Raw genomic sequence first — 22,586 nt, forward strand, 5'->3', positions numbered from 1 at the left:
CGGCCTCGAAATGATCCTGCATTGCCCTCTCATGCAAGAGGCAACCGATGATATCAATACGATCGTCGATCGCTTGGTTGGGGCTGCACAGTGAATCCAGCTGCCCCCCTGGGATACGTGCTTGGCGGTCGTTTCGACCTCCTAGAGGTGATCAATGAGGGTAGCGCCAGTACCGTCTATCGTGCGATCGATCGGATCGGCCTGTGGGCGCGCGAACAAAATCCAGAAGTGGCAGTGAAGGTCATCCATCCACATTCGAAGATGCGCCAGAAATTTGTCGAGCTGCTGCATCGCGAGGCGCGCCTTTTGCGTAACTTCGTGCACCGGAATTTGGTGCAAATCTACGATTCCGATTACGACGGCAAGTACCACTACCTGGTCATGGAGCTCTTGAAGGGCCGCTCGCTAGCGCAGATCCTGGCCGATCGTCAGGGACAGCCGCTGTCACCATCGCTATCCTTTCAGATCGTCCGCGGTGTCGGGCAGGCGCTCGCCCACATGCACTGCCTAGGTGTCGTCCATGGCGACCTCAAACCAGGCAACATCTTCATAACCTCGACGGGCGAAATCAAAATTCTGGATTTTGGGACAGTGCTCATGCTCGACGTTCCGCCACAACACGACAGGGCCACGGCCATGCTCGACCAGATCGGCCTGCTGACACCGGCATATGCCTCGCCAGAGATGCTGATGGGAGAGCCGCGAGCGGAAAGCGACGATGTCTATTCTCTCGCGGTGGTGACCTATCTGGCCCTGACCGGCGCGCATCCGTATGCGCAGCGGGCAGCCGACGAGGCACTGAAGGCGAACCTTACACCGGCACCGCCGCCAACTATTTCGCCAGCGCAATGGCGGGTGCTCGCTTCAGGCCTTGCCCTCAACCGCCGCGACCGTATCGAGACCGTCGACGAGTTCGTCCAGCGCCTCGGCCGCCCACCCTGGCTCTACCGGTTGTTCGGCCAGCGTATACTGCTGCGGTAACCGAATGGGCTCCGTTGGAGTTACGTTTTTAGGCAGTCAGCAGAGGATGATGCAACCCTGCGATCATCAGCACAAAAACGACGTTTTGGCTGGCTGGTTGCCGACAAGGGTTGTCGGCCTTCGAACATTAGGCGGCTTCGTTTGAAGCGGGCTGTTATTCGCCGCTGAGCGCCAGATTTGCAGCGCGTGGAAAGACCACAATGACGCGCAAGGTGTGCCAATCACGCGCTCCTCTTTGCGAAAGCTCAAATGAGCCAACCAGCAAACGGACTAACATGGTCCTTCTTCTATCTCGTCTCCCGCGCCATTCACGGACCATGCAATCTACATTACTCGTCACCTTGTTGATAGGCGTTGTCTCACTCTTGTACTCGACCGCCGGTCAGGTCGGGGGGACAGCGTTTCTCGCAGTTATGGCCTTTGCAGGACTTTCGGCCGAGCAGATGCGTCCGACTGCACTTGTGTTAAACGTTGTTGCCGCCAGCTATGCGACATGGAGGCTGCATCGGCACAGAAAGATTGACTGGAATCTGCTTTGGCAGATCGCGATCCCGTCGATGTTGACGGCCTTCATCGGCGGGCTGCTATCGATCGGCGGATCGCTCTACTGTATCATGACCGGTACGCTGCTGATTGCGGCCTCGTTCTTGATGTTACTCAAGCGTCGTGTTGACAACATCAAGCATCGTCAGGTGTCACTTGATCTTGCCGCGCTGGTAGGCGCGGCCACGGGTCTGCTCTCTGGATTGACGGGAATTGGCGGTGGTGTATTTCTCGTCCCACTGATTCTGATGCTTGGTTGGGTGTCTCCGAGGCAGGCTGCTGGGCTCTCCCCACCATTCATCCTCTGCAATTCGCTGCTCGCTCTGGCGGGCGTGCTGCTGTCCGGTCAGTCAGTGAACCCCGAGATTGCCTTCTACATATTCGGTGCAGTTCTTGGTGCCATGCTGGGAACCTGCATCGGGCTGCTGTGGATGACCGATTGGGCCACGCGGTTTGTTCTTGCGACCATCCTGTTGTTTGCGGGTGTCAGGTTGTTGTTTCAGTAAGGCAATCGCCGGATTTACGTTTTTTCTGTCGCCTCCCGGCTTTCGAGGCGGCTTGAGGGTGATTTTTCCATTTTCGTGAAATGGATACATCCCGAACTGACAAGCGCGGTTCCGGGTGCCGAGTTCGACATCGCTAGCAGGTTGAGGCGGCGGCCGCACGATCATCCCGGCGACGAACAGGCTTTCGCAAGTCTCAAGCGCCTATTCCGAAAGCCTGCCGCGCGGAGCGGCGCTGGGTCTGCGCCACAATCCGCAAGGACCCGCAAGCTGTCTCATCCGAAGAGCCGAAGTCCCAACCTCTTCCCAATGCGAGCTATCGAGCTTGATCGTCGCGCATTTTAGGTGGTCCGGGATCCATTCATCTGTCTGTTTGCTTACCCACGCGCGTGCTTCATCGAACCAGAGGGCGATGCATCACAAGAACACTCCCATCCGGTCGCTGTTCTGCCGTGTAGGGCTCATCATGTATGTAAAAACATGGCATCGGTATCTCCCAGGTCGGCAGGAGGCCGAAATCTCTCAGTGCGTTGATTAGGACGGTGTCGGCAACCCGGGGGCCGTGGATCCAGCCCGCGCCGACTCTCGTTCCGATATCGGGTAAATTTGGTCTCTGGTAATAGCCTCCTGAACCCCCTGAGGCGGGTCGTATGTCCGCAGGCCGAGCAGACGACGAAGGCCCGACTTCATTCATCGGCTCAACTCGAAGCTGGGGTTGCAGCGCTAGCTCGCTATATCCAGGGGTAAGAATAATGTTTTCGCCTTCGGGATTGTTCGAGGTCACGACCCCTCGCCCTGGCCACACTGCCGCGACATACCGCATCCCATTGATAAGCACCCTTCGCGGCCGCAATAGCATCGGCAGGAGGTGGCTCTTGCGCAATTCCGCAATCAGTATGTCCGGGGCGGCGCCGCCCCTCCAATCCGAGAGGACGCAAGCTCCGAAATCACGCTCTGGCATCCCAATCCAGGCGTTAGCTGCAGACCTCTCGCGATCTGACGGGATGGCGGGCGCCAGCGGCAATGACGATGGCGCACCTTCGAAGCCCTGAAACATCGCACCGCGCGCGCGGGCCCAGTTCTCGATTTCAAAATCCCGAAGCATATCTCGCAAGTTCAGGAGACGGTTGCGAAACCCGCCGATCGCGGATACCTCGCGCCCAATATAGTCGGCTGCATAGGCTCGTACGTCGGTGTCCAAAGAGGCAAGCGCAATCCGGTCGGCCATTGGCGGTCTGTTGGTCTCGCGGATCCATTCGAGAAAATCGTGCATATCGCCTGCAGCAATGTCGGCGCCCCGGGAGCGCCGGTCCGAGAGCTTCTCGGTAAGCCAGTTCCAGAAGTCCTGATAAAGCTGCCTATCCGCCTCATAGGGGCCGGGGCCCTGATTGAAGCCGCCGCTGCTGCCACGATCGCTACTGCCACTTTCGCTGCTGCCATCCTTGTAGTCCAGCGGTAACGAGGATGGCCCCCCTCCATCGAAGCCCTGAAACATCACACGCCTCTCTCGAGCCCAGTTCCAGAAATTGAGGTCTCGAAGCATGTCTTTCAAGTTCAGGAGACGGTTACGAAACCCGCCAATCACAGGTACCTCGCGCCCAATATAGTCGGCTGCATAGGCCCGCACATCGATATCCAACGAGGGCAACGCAATCCGATCGGCCATCGGGGGCCTGTTGGTCTCGTGGATCCACTGGAGGAAATCGTACATATCGCCCGCGGCATTGTCGGCGCCGTCGCAGCGGTGGTCCGGAAGCTTCCAAGTAAGCCAATTCCAGAAGTCCTCATAAAGCTGCTTATCCACCTGATAGGGTCCAGGCCCCTCATTGGAGCCGCCGCTGCTGTCACTCATGCGAACCTCCGGTGATAAATCCGATTGCAGCGTCAACGCGCGCTCGCTTGATCTGCAGCGTGCAGGCCGCGGGAGCCTGCTTGCAGCCAGCTGGTCCCAATTTGCATCCGGCCATGCGATCTACCCCGGTTCGGCCCGTTCCATCCTCCAACAGCGCTTAGAGCGTAAGCCGGCAGCGCCACATATGCTGCGAGGACGTGGTGATCTTGCTCATCTTTAGTTCCCCGAGACTCGTTCGCGGCATTGCTCATAAAGTTGTCTCGTCGCCGGCATAAGCCATTTCATCTCCGGCCCGACTCTTGTCCGGTACCTGACAGTCAGGTTGGGGACAACTGCAGTCATTCCGTCGAAACTGACTGTCCAGAAACCTGATTGATAGCTTTGACGAAGAGGCCCGATTGGCACGACCGTTGCTATTGAAAAGGCAGCGCAACACTGATCGGCTGAGTGCACGTCGAAATCCTTCACTTCAAACCGTATGTTCCGCCTCTAAGACAAACCCAGCGTATCCTCCACCGCACCTGTGGGCTTAGGAAAAACATTCCTTGTCCTTCTTGCGCAACAGACGCGCAAGCTACGATCGGCTTCATCTATACTTATGAGGAAGTAATGCCGCCGCTGAACCGATGCGATGCTCGACTATCGACAGATGCTGGTAGGCTGACGGTGATGAAATGCATCTCAGACTCGGAGCTATCGGAGGCAACGCTGGATCCTCGGGCGGCAACGCAAAACACGCGTTCGCTGTCAAAAAGCGGCTTTGCGGGACGCGGGCTTGGTTGCCAGTCTCAAATTCCAGACCACACTGGTGCGCTCGCAAATCGTACTCGACGGTATCGGCTTCACGATCATCCACACCAGCACCGATGGCGTCGACATCGGTTCAGTGTTTGGATCCAGCATCCCGGCGCGGTCGGTCGACGATGATATGCAACGCATAGCAACGGCAATTTGTCGTCCGTTGCCAGCACAATGGCGGGTTCAGACTTTGTCCTCGATTGCCGCGATCGCGTTGAGGCCGTCGAGGAGTTTGTCCAAGGTCCCGGTCGGCCGTCCTGGGTTTGCCGGTTCTGCGGACCGCATGCTGTCGTAAAGCGAGTAGGGAGGTAAGATATGATTTTAGCATTCAGTGCCGCAGGACTCGGGGAACGCCCTTCTCTCCGCGACACCTGTGGCAGACGTTGTTGTCACTGCCGAAGCTTGACTTGGTACACCGATGAACGACAGCTCCAACCTCAGTATTAGCCTCGACATTCACAGCAAGCCCGGCATTGAGCTCGACGTGCAAGGATTCGAGGGCACAGAGTGCATTTCCCTGCCGTTCAGTTATGTGATTTACGCCACGACATCGAGCGATGTCGATACCGGCGCTTTGATCGGCGAATGCGCCAAGCTGACCGTCAAAACTGCGTGCGGGCGATGGATGACCTCGGGCCTCTGTGCCCAGGTCGAGGAACTCGACCCAACGGTAACTGGACTGCGAGTGCTCCAGTTCGTTCTGCGCCCCCGCTTTGCGGTCGCCGAGCTCTCCGTCGCGAGCCGCATTTATGGCACTGGCCAACCGATGGGCGTCGATGACATCATTAAGGAGCAGCTGAACACGGCGAGCATCAGCATTCCCGCCGAATACAATCTTGATCGCTATCCCAAGCGAAGTTATGTCGTGCAGTACAATGAAAGCGATCTGAGCTTCATTTCGCGCCTTTGCGAGCGGAACGGGATTTTCTATTTCTTCAAGCAAGAAGACGGCGGTGAGACCGTTGTCTTCGGCGACAAGAATCTGGCCTTTCCCAGCGTTAGGTTCGGCGCCTGGCCTGCGATTCGTTATGCGCACCAGCGCGAGCGCAAGGTATCGCGAGGCGTCGACGAAAGCGCCGTTCTGTCGTTCCGGCAGCGCCGCGTGCTCTCGACAAAGACCATTACGCTCCGCGATTACAACGAAACGGTGCCTTCCGTCGTGTCCGTCGATCAGCAGGTTGGACAAGGCAGCGGCTTTTTGGGCAAGGCCTCACGGTTCGGCGGGCATTTGACCAGTGAAGCGGAGGCGACCACGCTGGCGCGGATCCGTGCCGAGCAGGTGGGCGCCAGCCAGACGATGTACATCGCCCTCAGCGACGCGCCGGAGCTACGCGCTGGCGTCATTTTCAAGCTGCGGGGCCATCCCCGTTTTGATGGCAAATATCTCGTTGTCGCCGCGGATCACTCGGCCTATCGGCCCGCGCCGGCCGGGTTCCGCGCGTTCGCGCAGAACGGGCGAGCCTATCAAAATATGGTCCATTGTATTCGGTCGGACGTGCCTTACCGTCCGGTCGCTATGACGCCTGCACCACTTGGCGCCGGCCTCCACACCGCCAGGGTCGATGGAGAAGCGTGGAACGGGCGGGCCGAGATCGACGATCAGGGCCGCTATAAGCTGCAGTTCACGTTCGCCGACGAACTGGCGAAGGGGCATGGCAGCGGCTATGTGCGGAAGCTCGAGCCTTACGCAGGTCCGAATCGAACCGGTTTGCAATTTCCGTTAGTTCCCGGAACCGAAGTCCTGGTCGGCTACATCAACGGTGACATTGACCGGCCCTTGGTGATCGGAGCGGTCCACAATCCCGACATGAAGGCAGGAGTGACCTCCGACACGCACGTGTTCAATCGCATCACATCGCAATCTGGCACTAAGATCGAGATTTGTGATGGGCCTGCGATTGTTTCTCATGATGGCGCCTCATGATCGTCTGGAGGCCCGCAACTCACGAGATCGACCCCCTGGTAGAAACGATCGCCAATACGGCGCGCGCGACGATCCTGCCGACAGCGTCGATCAATATACCGCCGCCATCTGCCGATGGCATTCATTTGCGACGCCTTCGTGACGGAAGAGAATTGCGCCTCTGCCTGTCCACGCAATACCTGGAGCAAGGACAACGAGCATCTTGCACGGTGCTCGTCTACGCGCTGCACGGCAATGCCATAGTCGATAACTCCATGGGTTACCGTGTGAGGGGGCAGGCTGTGCTCGACGTTGCCACGCGTGCCTTTCTCGATGTCGAGTGTCGATTGGACCCAGTCGGCCCTGTTGAGCCGTGACAGATAGCGTCCCGACGCGACGATGTGATCGCGTGATGGAGTCGGCGCGTGGACATCTCTAGTGCTGTTATCGACGATCAGATCCGGAGAAATACCCGCAGTATCACGCCTCGGATGCGCACGGCTCTTGGCACGAATGTTGCGATATGACTCGTGCCGGTATGTGCCGGCGCATCGAAAGTCTTGGAGACGAAAGTGTCACTTGAAGCCTACATGACAATCAAGGGGAAGAAACAGGGGGACATCTCCAAAGATGCCTCCAAGCCGGACAGCATCGGGCAGGTCGCCAAGGGGGACTCGGGTAAGCAATCGAAGATCACCGTCGTCGCCTTCACCAGCGGCATCGTCGTTCCGCGCGACATGACGAGCGGGGTCGCCACGGGCGCGCGCAACCATCAGCCAGTACTCTTCACCAAATTCTTTGATCGCTCCTCGCCGCTGCTATGGCAGGCGCTGGCCACCAACGAAGTGCTCGAACAGGTGGTCTGCGAGTTCTACCGCACCGATCCGGGGGGCATGCCGCAGCCGCAGAACTTCTTCAAAATAACCTGGAAGAACGCGACGTTGATCGAGGGCAAGGCCTATGTGCCTCTCACGATTAATCCGCAGAACAACTTCTTCCAGAACATGGAAGATTGGTCCTTCACCTACAAGGAAGTCAAATGGGAGCACGTTCCTGGCAGCACCAGCGGAGAGGATAAATGGTGACAACGCCAGAATTGTCGCGCCGTCGCGGTTCTGCGACGCCACCGCGGCACTTCTAAAATCAGAAGGGCGCCGACTTGGTCCCAGACATCATCCCGTACGTGGTGGGTACATAGAGCACATTTGACGCAGTCATCGCAGGACTGACGGCGGGGCATGCTGGGTGCGCTCCAATGGGATGATGCGGACCGATGCTAGACGGGCTGGCTCTGTAGGAACACGCCGCCTCGGAAAGGCATTGGCGCGGCCAAGCGAGTTGGCGCATTGGGTTGGACGGACGGGGCAGGCGCCGGCTCATTTGCTTGCCGACTAGACCAATCGTCCAACGCGTAAGCGCGGATGCGCGACAAAGCAACAGCAGTCCATTTGGCGGCTTTGAACCTTGCGCGATATCAAATCGGTCGTGGTTCGGATCCGATATTCCGCAATTTGTAGCCGATCAGGGTGCGAAGATCTTGCTGTTGAGGTCGGGCAACGGGCATCGGTTGAGGAGGAGATGTGAAGTGGGAACGCCGTCTTGACGGCTTTTCGGCAATAAACAGCCAGATCTTTCATGGCGTAGCCAAGGCCTAAACTGCGATGACTGCGTGCCATGAAGTGGGTCATTCACTTGCTGACTTGCGTTCACGGGTTTGGCGGGTCGTCGGCGGACACGCTGAGGATCTGAGTTCGATGAGCGCATTTCACGAGGCCGGACATTCACTTGCGGCCCTTCGCTCACGGATTTGGCGAATCGTCGGTGGACAGGCTGAGGCGCCGAGTGCGATGCTTGCGCTTCCCGAAGACGGACAATCACTTGCTGAGCTTTATTCGCGGAGTATGGCCACTCCAACCGGAAGAAGACCTGCACTGCCACCGCTCGGACGGGGGGAGCACGGTGGAGACGGCGGCAAAGACGGGGGGAGGGGCGAACCAAAGTTTGCGCGCGCGGTGAAATACGGATTGTGTCTCGCGGGCGCAGGCTACGCCTATGACGAGGTCGCAAACGACTTCTTCCTTTCGACCACCTCGCTGCACGATGGCAAGAAAGGTTTCACCGGCAACGAACGGCTCAGGTTGGCCCAGGCCGAGGCGAGGGAATATTCGACGCGATATCACGCTGCCAGCCCTGAAGAACAGCGCCTGAACGAGCGTCCCCTCAATCCAATCCGCACTTGCGGCAACAATATGTTCGTAAAGATGATCGACTACCGGGCGGCGACTTACGTGCACGTCGCTCGCCTGGTGGATTCCAGGCAGGCGCACGAATCCCTCGCTTTGAACCTGGCCTGCATGAAGGGCCATCTCGTGAAGGACGAGTGCGTGGCCAAGTATGGGCCACCGAAGGTGCCCAAGGATCCAGATCTGACGAGGAGCCCGCTCTACGATAAAAAGAACAAGTACGCGCTGACCGGTGTACTCAACGAAGAAACTGGCGCTTACGGCTACACCTCTAGATCGGTCACTCGACCCTTCGTGAACAAGGGCGTGCAGCACTTCCGTGATGCCCTCCAGAGTGAGAAGGGGCTGACTTTCAAGCAGTGCACCGAGAAGTTCGAGGCGCTGATCTGCAAGGATTGCGGCCTTGGCGAGGACGCCCAGTTCGCAGCTGGCCAGGCCATCTTAAACTTCAGGCAGGTCTATGCTGATGACGCGCATTGGGGACATGCCGAGAAAGTCGTGATGCAGACGCTGTCCAAGCAGGGATTACTTTCGCTGACAGAAACTGACAGAATCGATGCGTCTCTCATGTTCGAGGATCCGAACAAGGACCCGTTCAAGCGCAACAGAAGCTGGATTGGGCCTGGGCTACACCAACTCGACATTTGGCTTCACGAGATGCGCTCGGGTTGTGATCCGATGCTAGGCGAGGACCTGAATCACCGCGAGATCAAGGATACGAAGAATCTGCCGGTCGCGCACTTCAAGTTGAACGAGCAGGGTAATGGATTCGAGGATTGCTCCGGAATGGGCGACTCGTTCACTTGCGTCAACGCCGTCGCCTGCATCAATCACGCTCGCTTAATGAGTGGCCAGCCGCGCCTCTCAAGGGAGGACGTCATCGTCATCATCGCGTGCCTTAACGCCGTGTACGACGATACGACGTCAATACGGCATACGCTTCACGAGGTAGCGCGCGGCTGCTTTGCCGGAGCCGGTTACACGATCGAAGATGCGGATGAGTTCTATGAGGAAGTCTGTCGCAAGGCAGCGCAGGAGTACTACGGTGGCAGGAATCTCTCCAGGCGGAGGTGATGCCCTCAGTTGTCGATAACCAGATTGGCGCTCACGGCCGATGAGTTTGCGCTTGTGCGAAAGGAGGTGACGAATCCTCTCCACCTTTCGCTGGGACAAGCCTGATGGAGCCAATTCCGGCGCCGGAGCGAGACGGTCTGGTCCGATGGACGTCTGCCTTTGCCTCCCGCGCCAAGCCGCGGAAAGTCATAAGCGTCACCGAGCGGCGTAACCCAGGGGCTTGTGCCCTTGTGAGAGTTTGGCTAGATCGCAAGGGTTCATTTAGGAGTTCTGCGATGGCAATTGGTACTGTGAAATGGTTCAACCCTACCAAAGGTTATGGCTTCATCAAGCCGGATGATGGTGGCCCCGACGTCTTCGTACACATGCGTGCCGTTGAAAAGGCTGGCTACCCGGATCTCGCTGAGGGAGCGAAGATCAGCTACGAACTGAAGACCGGCAGTGCCGGTAAAGCCTCTGCTGAGAACCTGCGGATTGGGTGAGGCCGCCCTTACGCAGAGGCATGCTGGAGGATACCGCCCGCCATGGCCGCGGTGTCCTGGTCTCAAGCGATCAGGATGCAGACGCGATCGGTGGCCCGTTCAGATCATGGCAATCGCGCGGCGCGGTCTCCTCGCGTAATCGCGCCCCGAAGAGACCGCGCTAGCGCAGGACGGAACATGAGGTTCGGCGCGGTCCGGCGCAGCACTGGCCCTTATGGTGGCGGCCGCGCGCCGCCACCATAATCAAGGCCACGAAGGGTACAAGGAGTCCTCGCGATCAAGGCGCAACTACGTCGGTTTCGCGATTGAAGCAGCTTGCAGTCACGCGGTGCGTTTTGAATGACCTCGGAGGGGGGCGAGCATGTTCTTCCGCTTACGAAGACGAGGCGCGCTGTCGCTCAGATTTGCGAACTTTCAAGGCGCGGCGTTTCATCGTCGCCGTCAGTTTCTTTGTTCCTGGTTTGTTGGGCGCAACGCGGAGTACGCTACCGGCCCCCGAAACAAATTGACCACCCTTGTCTATTCGTTTCATGCAGTTCCCCAATTAAATAGCCTTATGCCGAACCTGGATGTCGACGTAGCCGCACGGACTAACCGCTAGCGAAAAAGCACATCCGTCGCTGTCGCATTCTGTCTTTCCATCATCGGATTATGTGCCTTACCGCAAACGAAAAGCAGGGACAAGCGTCCGGAGGACACACATCAAGCTTTGTACGATCCGGACAGATGGCGCCACCATGCCCGTGCGCACCGCTTTGATGTTTAATCTCGGCGCCAATGCAAAATGTCCTACGTGGTCGATAATTCTTTCGATGACGCATAGATCGATGATCCATGATTAAACGACTGGGCGCAATAGACCTGTACTGCAGCCGGTGATTATCTCATTGAAGCGAGCAACGCCGGCGGGAGAATTTCGACAATGCTGATTGGCGCATTCTCCAAGGCGGTCAAATCGGATCTCACAAGTGGCGTGTTTTCCGGACCTGCCGACCTGGAAGGTCCCTCAAACGACGAATAGCCTTCTGCGCCTGCCTGTTCGTTCAACAGCATCTCATTCAATGAGTCGCCCCCTCTCGCGATCTGACGAAGGCGGCAACCTGAATCATCGGCATTCGTACGAAGCGTACAAAGTTCGTGCGACTTAGGCCGATAATCCAATCGGCCGTGCCGAGATTGTCCTAGCCGCGCGCGCCAAGCAGTATAGATAGAGCGGAGATGCTTGGCCTTACGACATCGAGTGGGCATGAAGCACAAAGTACGCTCGGAGATTATTGTGGCGAAGAACGAACTCGTGTTCGAGATCGATGACACCAAAACAGTTGACCAAAATATTTGTGCGCTCTCGATCGCGCTCGAAGGGATCGACGATCCACTGGCAGGCGTCCTGTCAGATGCACTTTCGAAGCTCAGCCTGGACATTGCTCTCGATCAAGATGCGATCCTTGATGCATTGTACCTAGCGACTGCGCCGGTCGAACCGCAACAGATGCCTTCCGAAGAAGGCGCTGCCCAATGAGCGGCTGGTATCTTCAGAAGGTCTCTATCGAAGGCTTTCGCGGCATCAACAACGAGGGTGCACCCCTTGTCCTCAAACTCAAGCCGGATTGCGTCAACTCGATCTCCGCGCCGAATGGGGTTGGGAAGACATCAATTTTTGATGCGGTGGTCTACGCGATTACGGGCCGCATTCCCAAGCTGGACGATCTGCCTGCGACCGAAAAGGGCTCGTGCTATTATCTCAATCGCTTCCATGCGGGTGGTGTGGGAACGATCATCCTGACCCTTGTGCCGGCCAATGGCGGCACCGCAGTCGATGTGACCGTTCGGCGCGATGCCGCTGGGGCGCGAACTGTTGTGGCCAGCACAGGTGCAGACGGAAATGCGATCCTGGCGGACCTCAATCGCGAGTTCGTCCTGCTCGACGGAAAGACATTTCAGGACTTTATCGATCTTGCGCCGCAGAGGCGCGGCCGATCGTTCGCCGGACTGCTCGGATTGAAACGTTATTCATCGCTGCGACAGGGGTTGGCCTCGCTGGCAAACACCAAGGCGTTTAACAATCACTTCGCGGTCGGCGGCAAGGAAGCCAAGCAGAACAGCGCACACGTCCGCCTCCAACGAGCACGGACCAACGTCAAGGAAGCCTTCGCCGCTTTGGTCGGTGACGAGTACGATCCGGCGGAAGCCGAAGCAACGATGCTTGCGAAGGCGCATTCCGCCCTCAGTGGCATCGAACTGCTCAAGCCGCTCTGCGAGGGCCGGACGTTCGAGGAGATCGACCCCTCAAAGTGCATCGATGCAGCGAAATCTGCCGAAGGGGGCGAGGCGAGGGCAGAACTTACGAAAATCCTGCGCGATGAGGCGAGGTGGTCGGAGGCCCTGAAAGCCGCGCCCAGCGAAGAGGATGCCAAGCGCCTGGTGGAACTGGCCGATGCTCGCGACACCGCCTTAAAGCTCACTCAAGGAGATCTGTTCCGCCAGCTCTACGGGGTAAGCGAAATCATCCTCGCAGATGACAGTTGGGGGGATAAATGTGTCTGCCCGACGTGCGATCGATCTGACACCGGTTCGGTTCTCGACCATGTTCGCCAAAAGAACGCGGCGTTTGAGGCGGTGGAGGCAGCTTCGGCCAATCTGACCCAAGAATGGACCGAAAAAGGCTGGAATCAGCTCGATGAGCTAGAACGGTTGGGCCGCCAGGCAGAAGAGCGAGCCCAGCTCGCCGAGGCAAGGGACGTCGGACTGAAGGGCGCCGTCGAGGGCGCGCGGGCCCGCGCCGTCGTCCAATGGCTGAAGACGCTGACCGATCGGGCGGTCGCCAAGGTCAAAGTCCTCACCCATGACAAGGTCGCCCTGGAGAAGAGCCTCCCCGACAAGCTCACCGCTGTCGTGGAGAAAGCCGAGGCCGCGCGCCGGCTGCAGAGCAATTTGTCGGACTTGCGTGCTGCCTTGAGCGAGCAATCCGCCATCGCCGCGGAGCTTGCGCGCATTGCCCGGGCCAAGACATTCCTTGACGCGGCCAGCTCGTGCTTTGCCGGTGCCGAGTCCGCCGCAAGCGCGCGCCGGCTCGCCGCGATCGAACCCGTCACGCGAAAAATCTTCGCGGCGATCATGTACACCGATGTCGTGCCAGCCCTCAAAAAGCGGGCGGGCAGCGAAGACCTTTCCATCTCGCTCGCACAGTTCTGGACGCTACCGGACATCTCAGCTCAAGCCGTCCTCTCCGAGAGCTATCGGAACGCCTTCGCGATCAGCGTCTATTTGGCGGCCGCTTCGCTCTATGGCGGCGGCGCCAGGTTTCTTATCCTCGATGACGTAACATCCAGCTTTGATTCCGGGCATCAATTCCATCTGATGAACGTGATCAAAGGACAATTTGCCCGCCCTGGCGTCCCTGATGGACCGCAGGTCATTCTGCTCAGCCACGACACCGTACTGGAGAAGCTATTCAACACGAACGCCAAAGACGGCGGCTGGTGGCATCAATGCATCCAGGGCACCGCACGGACATCGGTGCTGCCGCAATCGGGTGCCATCCATAGGGTCCGCGATGCGACGCGCGCCCTTCTCGATGCCGGAAACACCGATGATGCGGCTCCCCGCATCAGACAGTATCTCGAGTTCAAACTCGAGGAGGTGATCTCAAGGGTCGGTATTCCCGTGCCCATCGCCATTGCCTTCAACGATGACAAGCATATGGCGAAGAACCTGATAGACGCCATCAAGGCAGCCGTCGACCTTCACGATGCGGCTGGGCGCCTGGTCTTGGAGCCGGCCCAGCTCGCCGGCCTCGGCACTTCGGTTGCGACGATAGTGAGCAACTATCTGGCTCACTGGTCGACCGGACAGACCCACGCCTTCACGGCTCCCTCTCTTAAGGGCGTCATGCAAGCGATTGAAAAGTTCGCCGCTTGTTTTCAATTCGAGCATCCGGCAGGCTCGGGTCGATACCGCTATTACCGCTCTCTTGGCCAAAGAACCTGAGATCGGTGCGACGTTCCGAACCCGCTGTAAGGTCACTCAGCGGGGGGGCTCGCTATGACATCGACCATTGGGAATAGTGCGTCCTCGTCGCGACCACGAGCTGTTCGACAGATCAAGCTCTGGCCCGGCGGGCAATCCGGTCGCGCCGTGAGCATCCGGCACTCGTCTCACAGCGTCATTCGTTCGAAGCGATCGTCATGGTGCCGATCGGTTCTGGCTCTCGTTGCGGATCAAGCTAAATCCTGCCAGTTTTGAACGCTCCACTACGATCGTTCAGGGGTAAATCGCACGCCGGCGACAATGACCAGGCACAGTTCTTCGCCAGGATTTTGCGCGGTTGAGCGGGTGTCGCCGGCTGGTGTTGACGCCGAACAGCGGAGGCTGGCAGCTGACCGTATGAACTCGATCATCGAGCGGTCGTGGTAGCCAACATGCCGACACGATGTATCGGCGAGCGCGATTGTCAGCTCATCCGCTGCGTGTTCGTGTACGGCGATCACGACTGACGATCCTGAGGAATTGGTCTCTGCGCGTTCGCGCCAAGGTCTGCATGTGCGCAAGCGAACGCACGGGTCGGCCTGCCGGGACTTAGAAAAATATCGAGGTGGACACCAACAAATTCAGAGCATGTCCCGTTTCGCGGGTATGTATAATGCTTGTCGGGTTGTTGATGTAAGTCAATCCTACGCTTGCATATATCCCCGGTGCCAAATGCGCAGTATAGGTTCCTGAGATCGCTGTGCTGTCACGATGTACGAGATGCCCCTTGGTTAAGGCGGCATCCACTGCAAAGTTGCTCCAGACGGTGTTGGTGGCAACAATAGCAATCTGATCGCTGGGCCGGCCGTCGAACAGGCCTTTCGCATAGAGACGAAGCTCGTAATATTGACTGACTCTATTTAGGTCAGGCGGAGCGTACATGACAGAGAGCCCGCCATAGATCCCGCGGGATGCCGAGCCCTGGACATCGGACTGCCAGAGTTGTCGGTCAGCCGCGACATAGTAGACGTTGTTCGCGTTGGTTCTCGGCTGCGTCGGATGCTGCAAATTCGTGTAGCTGCTATCGTTGAAACCGATGCCAGCCCGTAACCAAGTCTCGGGTAAGCCCGGAGCAGCTTTGCGCTTGTAGCCGGTTTCATCGAGCCAAAGAATCCCCGCATTGGCCGTGCTCCAGTCCAGGCCGGTCGGGTTTTCGGTTATCTGCGCATATTGGCCATCTGGACTGAGTGAGCGCTGGATTGAGAACTTGTTATATATGTGATCATCAAAATTGTACTTCAGGTTGAGAGCTGGCGTGGGTGCTGCATTGTTGCTCATGCCGGCTTGAAACAGGATGTTCGACGAGGGTCCCAAAACGCTCGCTCCCGCGCTGCCTCCGACCACGGTGCCCGCGAACTCATTTTGGTTTCGGAGGTAACCCATTTTGAGTTCGAGTTTCCCGCCGAAGAACGTCTGATAATAGGCAATTGTATTGATACCAAGCCTATCGGGCCCGCCGGGCTTCCATGTCCAATATTGCTGCTCAGCGCCCACGATGATCTGACCATCGGCAATTCCAAAGCGGCTGAGATCGTAGGTTACGATCATGAAATTCACGGAACCGAACGTCGGATTCTGCCCCATGTATAATTGATTGGCTATGCTGGTCCTGGCTGCGCCTGGCAGTTGATTATTTACGAGGCTGTTTACTGTGCCGCCAACATAACCGATGCCGACGTCTGCCAGCGCGGATCTAACGCCGTCTTTATCCTGATCTATCGTATCGGCGGGACCCGGTATATTGAGCCACATACCTTTTTCGCGGAGAGTTTCGAACTTTGCGAATGGATCGGCTGCTTTTTGAGTTCTGTTCGTTGCAACTGCATTCGCGCTGTTGCACTTTGTGGGAGGCATGCTGGAAAGTCGTGCGAGCGCCGAGGGACCGGAAGGACACGCTGCTTGTTTGCGCTGGCTGCGTTGGAGTTTCGGGGCCGGATCCTTTTGACCTCTTCTTTTGGCATCCTTATCCGCAGTGTCGCTGCTCGGGGTGAGCAGGCTGGTGGTTTGTGCCAGGGTCGAATTGCTGGCGAGACTCGCTGCGAGCGAAAGCGCGACCAAAAACCCTCCTCGCTTTGGAGTTGATCGAAGAATGGAAACGGGGGCTGCGACCGAGCATGTCCGAATCAAAATCGCCACAACAAAGCGAGCATGCATAGTGAACTCCGCGACCGCATTTGCTGGCCTTGAATGGATTGCGCTCCGGCCTGATTGGCCCCAGAGCTGACCCTCTCTTTGACGTCTGAGCGCGGCTGCCGTCACGCTTGAGAGCAACCGGCTTGTCTATCCCAGCGAGATCCGCTCAGCCTTTGCGGGCCTCGTCACAAACGGGCACGCCATGACATCGTCGGCGGCGTACGTGTCGGACAGCGGCCCAGACAGCTTTGAAGCCTGCTCGCTCGGCGAACGGGACCGAAAGTCCATCATGGACTTCCGTGAAAAAAGCGAGGTCGCGGTGCGGGCAGACCTGACCGTTGCAGGCGACGAGTTAGCACACCCATCAGGTCCATTGGCGCGGCCGGATCTATCTTGCATCCCGAATTCCTTGACGTGTGAACCACGCAACGTTCGTTGACGACGATTGCCACGCGTGCGTCATCTCCATCAATTGCCAGGGTTGGTAGTTGACTGGGGCGCCGATGCGCCATCGCGGATTGCGCTGCTCGGGCGAGCACAGGTCGTCACCTTGACGAACTCTGGAGGTGCTTCTCGTCAGTGCGAGCCGAGCGTCAGGACTCGTGAGCGACGCCGCCGCTCAGCGTTTCACGCGCCTATCTCTGAAAGGTCATTAGGCCGCGACGTTGTCGTCTGCATCGTAAGCGCCGTTCTCGGGCGAGGGTTTTGAGGAGGCTACATCGATCCGGGAAGGAAATTGGTCGAGTTCAGGTTCTGGACCGCCACCATCCTCGTTAGTCCGCCGGGGATTTTAGGTGAGAGGACCGACATCATTGATTTTTCCAGCTTGACGCCGACCAGCGCACTCGGCCGAATCAGCCTGTCTTCGCCGAAAATCACCGTGAACGACCTATCATTGGCTTGGCATAGCTGACCACGGTTGCTTTCAACGGCGCAAGCTAGGATTCGAGAAGGCCGGAATTGCTCGCATTCAGGCAGGCCCTGCAAGATAATCTGCAAGGTTCGTTTGAATGACGACAAAAGGCTGCGCCACCGCCAGTGAAGACAAGAACTATTGCTCCGCGGTGGCGCTATGATGTAGAGGCGGTTGTGCGCAAAGTATCTCGTTGCGCTGCTCACTAAGCGTTGCCTTATGAGAGCTGATGACCAGTCGATCAGACGACGTTGCGGACGACAATATTGCTGACCGTCATGGTTCGCGGCAGCGCTTGATCATCTTGGGGTACCGCCTCAACGAGAAAAGCCAATCCAGATCGGGGGCGTCGGACGAGGGATGATGGAGATGATGGATCAAGCGGCCGCTTCGGATTTGCCGCCGGTCTTGCAAAGGTCGTCAAGACGCGTGCCGTGGGGTTTAGCGCTGATGGTTCTTCTCCTCGGCCTGTGCGCTGCAGGAGCCTATTGTTGGACAAACGTTGCAGAATTTGTCGAGACATCGACGGCCCGAGAAGTCGCCCCAAGGCCAGGTTTGTCATCGGAGGACAGGGCGACACTGTCTGAAGTTCAATCCGGACAACAAAAGGCGAGCGATCAGATCGCGGAACTAAATCGCAGTTTCGATGCTCAGCGGGCCGACTTAAAACGACTCTCGGATCAAATCGCAGCCCTGACTTTACGACTAGACTCGTTGCAGAATCCGGTACCCTCCGCTTCTCTTCCTCCCGTTCCTCCTTCACCGCAAGCCCACGCCGTTTCGAACCCCGCCAAGAAGCTCGTGCGGCCGGCCAAACCAGCGGGGGCGGTTTCCGTCGGAGGTGCGCCACTCACCCTTGGACCGAAGACTGACGAGCCCAGGTGACGTCCCTACAGGCCTAGTCCAGCCCTACCGGTTCCCGTTCGACGGGTAGGCCGCTTTCGCAAGCGGCTTTCGGTTACGATACCCAAATCTTATGGTGGCGCCGATGTTCCCAACGAGACTTCGCCGAGATCGTCGCCATCATTGCGGTAGCCGACGGCAATCTAGGTCCCGATTTCGCAGAGCCATTTCTACAGATCTAGGCGCCGCCGCTGAACAGCGAAAATCCGCTGCGCCAAGCTTGAAATTGAGCTGGCTAGTTTTGGCGCCATGCTATGGATCTCGCAGATGCCCGCACGATGGCGAACGCGCTACTGGCAGCTGATGCCGTTGCGCGTGCAATGACCTGGAAGCTCAGGCCTGCGCCACCACACGTCACAGAGCCTTTGTCGGAAACCTCGCCAACCTGCTCGTGCCTCCTGCGATCTACGGGCTCGCGACAGGCGGTGATGCCGTTGGATCCTCTTACGCTGGTTGACTGTGTTAATAGGGTTTGCGGTCGAGGTGGGCGTCGAATGCGGCAGCAACGGTGCGTATCAAGAAGCGGTGCTCCTGCCTCAGGCGGATGAAGCCGTTTTGGATGTCCACTATTCCGTCCTCGGCGAGCATCGCCAATCGTTCAGCTGAATCGAGAAAAGAGCGCGGATCAAACCCGTGGGCGGTACATATCGCCGACACGTCGGCCTCCAAATCGCACATCAGCCGCTCGATGATTGCGGCTCGAACGCGGTCTTCGTCAGTGAGACGGTACCCCTTTGACGTCGCCAAACGGCCGGCTCTAATGTGTCGGCTGTAGGAACCCGTTACAACTTCGTTCTGGACGTAGGCGTCACCGAGCCGGCCGATGGCCGACGTGCCCAAGCCGATCACGGTATTACAGGTGTCGGCTGAGTAACCCAAGGAGTTGCGCCGCAGGCGACCGCTTTTCTGCGCCAGCGAGAGCTCGTCGTGTGGCAGGGCGAAATGGTCGAGCCCGATTGGGTGGTAGCCGGCAGCGACCAGCGTATCGGCCACGGCCGCAGCCTGTTGGGCGCGGGTCGCGTGGTCCGGTAGCGCCGCCTCATCGATCAGGCGCTGTCGTTTCATATACGAAGGAACGTGCGCATAGCCGAAAACCGCAAGCCGGTCGGGACGCATGACCACCGCCTTCGTCGCGGACTCGACACAGGACTGCACCGTTTGATGTGGAAGGCCGAAGATGAGGTCGAAGTTGATGCGGCCTATTCCATGCTGGCGCAGATTTTCGATGGCAGCCACCGTCTGCGCCTCACTCTGGACGCGGTTGATCGCCTTTTGAACGATAGGATCGAAGCTTTGCACACCCAGGCTCGCGCGGTTCACGCCGGCTGCTCCCAAGGCTTCGGCCATCTCCATCGTAAACGTGCGCGGGTCGATCTCGACTGCGATCGTAGTCGTTTTCCTAAATGCGAAGCGGCGGCGCAAAACTTCCATCAGGGCCAGAAACTCCGCGGGCTTGATGAGGGTCGGCGTGCCGCCGCCAAAGTGCACGTCACTCACAGGCAGATCTTGCGGCGCCTGCTCCGCTACCAAGCGAATCTCTTCACGCAGCACCGCCAAATAATCGAGGATTGGCGCATTCCGACGAGTGAAAGTCGTCGGGAAGCCGCAGTACCAGCAGATTGAGCGACAGAACGGAATGTGGAGATAGAGCGACACGGCGTCGCCAGCCGGCAATTCCTTCAGCCATTTCTCACAAGTCTCGGCGCCGACAACCGCGGAGAACTCCGGTACAGTTGGATAGATTGTGTACCAAGGCAGGCGGGCATCGTAATACTTTTCCAGGATTGAGGTCCGCAACGGTCACCGCCCCATGCCTCTATGAGCATACCCTTGACCGCTGCGCTCGCCGGTGTCGTTGCGCTATGTCAATTGGTCCGCTTTAGCTGCGAAATCTGTCGCCCCGTCGATGATGCTGACCGAATCGTTTCGTGTCCCGTCAAGATCGATATTGTTCGAGAGAGGAGGCTACCTAAAGCCGCATTCATCAACTGGGCCGGTGCAAGCTGCTCAAGAGGTATTTTGACCTGGTCCAGTCGAAAAGCTGATGCGGATGCTCGCAGCTTTCGACCAGGATGTGGAAATCAAGGTACGGGCGCTATCGGATCGCAGCGGGGACAGTATGGGCGTTCGACGAAGGGTAACCTAATCTGTACGAGGATGATGTTTCGCAATATGCGGTGGTGAACGGCAGGATCGAAGGTCTCGCTAACGACGACAAAGACCAGGGCGATACCTGGATCTTGGGCGACCAGTTCCGTGAATTCGCAGCATGCGGATCGTATCGCGGGCTCGCTTGCGGCGCTCGGTATCGGGTGCTTGATTCTCGACTAGGAACCGGTCTTGGCGCGACTCGAAGCTCGTTCGACTCGTTTCTGCTTTGTGGGCACGCTCGCGACACGATTTCTGGTTTCACGCTTGCGAGCATCGGAGTGCGACTATAGGCGAGGACCGGCCGTCGCTCCCGTCGCTTCCGCCTGAACCTCACCAACTCGCAATCTCCTCGGAGGAGGGGGCTCCAATCGAGTGCAGTCGGCGACGAACGCCGCGAAGGGCGTGATGTCGCCTTTGACGCTCGCAAGCTCCAAGGCCTGCATGTATTCGTTCCGTCGATCGACCGGGATGATGGTCCATGGGTATCCGCCTTCGGCGAGCATCACGTTCATCAGAAAACGGCCCGTGCGGCCATTGCCGTCCGGGAGGGGATGAATGAAGGTGAACACAAAGTGGCCAAGGACCGCACGGACGCGAGGGTCCTTTTCCGCGTGCGAGCATTCGAAAAACGCTTCCATTGCGTCGGGCAGCGATTCCCACGCTGTCGGAGAATGTTCTGAGTTCCGGATAAAAATGAAATGCTGCCGGTAACCGGCCAGGCGCTCCGGCTTTAGCAGACCCGCAATGACAGACGGTTCGAACATGGCGCGGTACCACTTGAGGTGGTCTTCCTCTGCGACCATCGCCGCATCGGTTCCATCCAGCACGCGTTTCACCGATTTGACGACTTCCGCGAAGGCCAATTGGTAGCCTTTCGCGGCCATCGCGTCGGTTTGCTTTCTGTCGCCATCATCCGTTTCCGGGCTCCACTTTCCCGACTTCACCCGCTCGATGAGTTCTTCGCTTACCGAATAACCCTCGATCGACAGTGAATGGTAGGCGTCCGAAATGTATCGCTCGTTGACTGCGCTGATGTACGCGTCGATGTCCTCGACCTTGCTCGGATCGGCAGGAAACGCGGCGATGACCGCCTCGCGCATCTGAGCCCACATGAGGCGGACGCGGGTGACAACAGGGGCGACGGCCCGTCCGGGGCCCAAAGTGATGTATACCGGCCCCTGGAAAGGATCCTCCTCTCGCACCTGATGGTCCGCTCGCTTCATCGTGTCGACGATTTCGTCGGCGATAGCGGGTTTTCCCAACACCCGGTACGCGCCGGCGATCCTGCCTGCCGCTGCCGTTTTTCCGCCTTCGAGCAGCACCTTGAGGATGGCGCTCCGATCTCGAAGAGAGCCGAGAAGGGCGACCAAGTCAGTACGGTTGGTGCTCCAAAAATTGGGAGCTACGTCGCAGATCGCTTCGATCGTTGGATAAATACGCAGATTGGCGATCTCGCTCCCAGTGCTTTTCGGCAGATTGGTCCTGTAGGCGAAGAGGGAGGCGCCATGCGGAAGAGTGATGCTCCTGTTGTTGGCATCCGGCGCTTGTACGACGATCTGCGACGGGACGTTCATGTTACCTGCGAGAAGGGGGATCGAACTTTCGGGGGACAGAACCCAGTTCGCTCCGAACCTTTCGTTCAGGTAACGCTGGCAGAATTCCCAGTAGGAAGTGTACCAGGAGGTGCTATCCCCGGAGCGTTCCTCCGAACGCGAGATCATTAGCCAGCCGTTCATTATTTCTTTGAGAAAGCCGGCTTTGGTGAGTCTCTCCCGATCGGTCCGACCGATTTCCGAGGTCTTCAAGACACGACGTTGTCCGTTATTGCTTAAGCCTCTGAGGGTGGACAGCGATTCTGCTAGTTTTTCATTGGCTGCGGCCATGGAGCTTGTTCCAGCGACTGACGGTTTGGTGCGGTTCCAATCTGGTTCTGTTGTGCGTGTACAATCATTTCATGCTTTATAAATACAATTACTTTGCGCATTGCAAAGACAATCATTTTATGATGTGTAAATACAATCACTTTTCTGCGTGCATTTTCAATCATTTTGTGCCGCAAATTGCCGGACCCTATAGGGGTG

15 protein-coding genes are annotated in these 22,586 nt (G+C 58.0%); 10 read left to right on the forward strand and 5 right to left on the reverse strand.

All coding sequences use genetic code 11. The features are described from left to right. Window positions 1-90 precede the first annotated feature (90 nt). Both FBZ93_RS27240 and FBZ93_RS27245 read left to right on the forward strand, forming a co-directional pair. On the forward strand, window positions 91-981 hold the full coding sequence (locus FBZ93_RS27240) for a serine/threonine-protein kinase (RefSeq protein ID WP_146990127.1): 891 nt from the start codon (window positions 91-93) through the stop codon (window positions 979-981). Window positions 982-1,181: 200 nt separating this feature from the next. Then, window positions 1,182-2,030, forward strand: a complete 849-nt coding sequence (locus FBZ93_RS27245) for a sulfite exporter TauE/SafE family protein (RefSeq protein ID WP_146990129.1) — start codon at window positions 1,182-1,184, stop codon at window positions 2,028-2,030. Window positions 2,031-2,421: 391 nt separating this feature from the next. On the opposite strand, the gene FBZ93_RS27250 is transcribed toward FBZ93_RS27245, so the two are convergent. Beyond that, entirely contained in the window at window positions 2,422-3,879 is a 1,458-nt protein-coding gene (locus FBZ93_RS27250; protein WP_146990130.1) for a hypothetical protein, read from the reverse strand. Between the two features lie 775 nt (window positions 3,880-4,654). On the opposite strand from FBZ93_RS27250, the gene FBZ93_RS27255 reads away from it, so the two are divergent. The 8 genes from FBZ93_RS27255 to FBZ93_RS27290 all read left to right on the forward strand — a co-directional run bounded on the left by FBZ93_RS27255 (window position 4,655) and on the right by FBZ93_RS27290 (window position 14,366). Continuing rightward, window positions 4,655-4,972, forward strand: a complete 318-nt coding sequence (locus FBZ93_RS27255) for a hypothetical protein (RefSeq protein WP_146990132.1) — start codon at window positions 4,655-4,657, stop codon at window positions 4,970-4,972. A 123-nt stretch (window positions 4,973-5,095) separates the two neighbouring features. Then, entirely contained in the window at window positions 5,096-6,601 is a 1,506-nt protein-coding gene (locus FBZ93_RS27260; RefSeq protein WP_146990133.1) for a type VI secretion system Vgr family protein, read from the forward strand. Beyond that, entirely contained in the window at window positions 6,598-6,957 is a 360-nt protein-coding gene (locus FBZ93_RS27265; protein WP_146990135.1) for a hypothetical protein, read from the forward strand. Before FBZ93_RS27260 ends, FBZ93_RS27265 begins: the two co-directional genes overlap by 4 nt. A 195-nt stretch (window positions 6,958-7,152) precedes the next feature. Further along, the gene (locus FBZ93_RS27270; RefSeq protein WP_146990136.1) at window positions 7,153-7,665 is read left to right on the forward strand and encodes an Hcp family type VI secretion system effector; all 513 of its coding nucleotides are present in this window, start codon (window positions 7,153-7,155) and stop codon (window positions 7,663-7,665) included. 669 nt (window positions 7,666-8,334) lie between these two features. After that, complete coding sequence (xopAG, locus tag FBZ93_RS27275) at window positions 8,335-9,897, forward strand: XopAG/AvrGf1 family type III secretion system effector (RefSeq protein WP_208764063.1); 1,563 nt, start codon at window positions 8,335-8,337, stop codon at window positions 9,895-9,897. Between the two features lie 275 nt (window positions 9,898-10,172). Then, entirely contained in the window at window positions 10,173-10,379 is a 207-nt protein-coding gene (locus FBZ93_RS27280; RefSeq protein ID WP_146990138.1) for a cold-shock protein, read from the forward strand. Between the two features lie 1,246 nt (window positions 10,380-11,625). After that, window positions 11,626-11,898 (forward strand): hypothetical protein, encoded by a 273-nt coding sequence (locus FBZ93_RS27285; protein WP_146990140.1) that lies wholly within the window; start codon window positions 11,626-11,628, stop codon window positions 11,896-11,898. Next, window positions 11,895-14,366 (forward strand): AAA family ATPase, encoded by a 2,472-nt coding sequence (locus FBZ93_RS27290; protein ID WP_146990142.1) that lies wholly within the window; start codon window positions 11,895-11,897, stop codon window positions 14,364-14,366. Before FBZ93_RS27285 ends, FBZ93_RS27290 begins: the two co-directional genes overlap by 4 nt. A gap of 588 nt (window positions 14,367-14,954) precedes the next feature. On the opposite strand, the gene FBZ93_RS27295 is transcribed toward FBZ93_RS27290, so the two are convergent. The 4 genes from FBZ93_RS27295 to FBZ93_RS40775 all read right to left on the reverse strand — a co-directional run bounded on the left by FBZ93_RS27295 (window position 14,955) and on the right by FBZ93_RS40775 (window position 22,552). Then, window positions 14,955-16,559: a carbohydrate porin gene (locus FBZ93_RS27295; protein ID WP_146990144.1), complete on the reverse strand. Its 1,605-nt coding sequence runs from the start codon at window positions 16,557-16,559 to the stop codon at window positions 14,955-14,957. Window positions 16,560-18,816: 2,257 nt separating this feature from the next. Continuing rightward, entirely contained in the window at window positions 18,817-20,151 is a 1,335-nt protein-coding gene (hemN, locus tag FBZ93_RS27305) for an oxygen-independent coproporphyrinogen III oxidase (protein WP_146990146.1), read from the reverse strand. A 638-nt stretch (window positions 20,152-20,789) separates the two neighbouring features. Continuing rightward, complete coding sequence (locus tag FBZ93_RS27310) at window positions 20,790-22,388, reverse strand: Fic family protein (protein ID WP_146990147.1); 1,599 nt, start codon at window positions 22,386-22,388, stop codon at window positions 20,790-20,792. Then, window positions 22,364-22,552 (reverse strand): hypothetical protein, encoded by a 189-nt coding sequence (locus tag FBZ93_RS40775; protein WP_167529236.1) that lies wholly within the window; start codon window positions 22,550-22,552, stop codon window positions 22,364-22,366. Before FBZ93_RS40775 ends, FBZ93_RS27310 begins: the two co-directional genes overlap by 25 nt. Window positions 22,553-22,586 lie beyond the last annotated feature (34 nt).

It is taken from the genome of Bradyrhizobium macuxiense (assembly GCF_007993935.1).
In the GTDB taxonomy this organism is placed as follows: Bacteria; Pseudomonadota; Alphaproteobacteria; order Rhizobiales; family Xanthobacteraceae; genus Bradyrhizobium; species Bradyrhizobium macuxiense_A.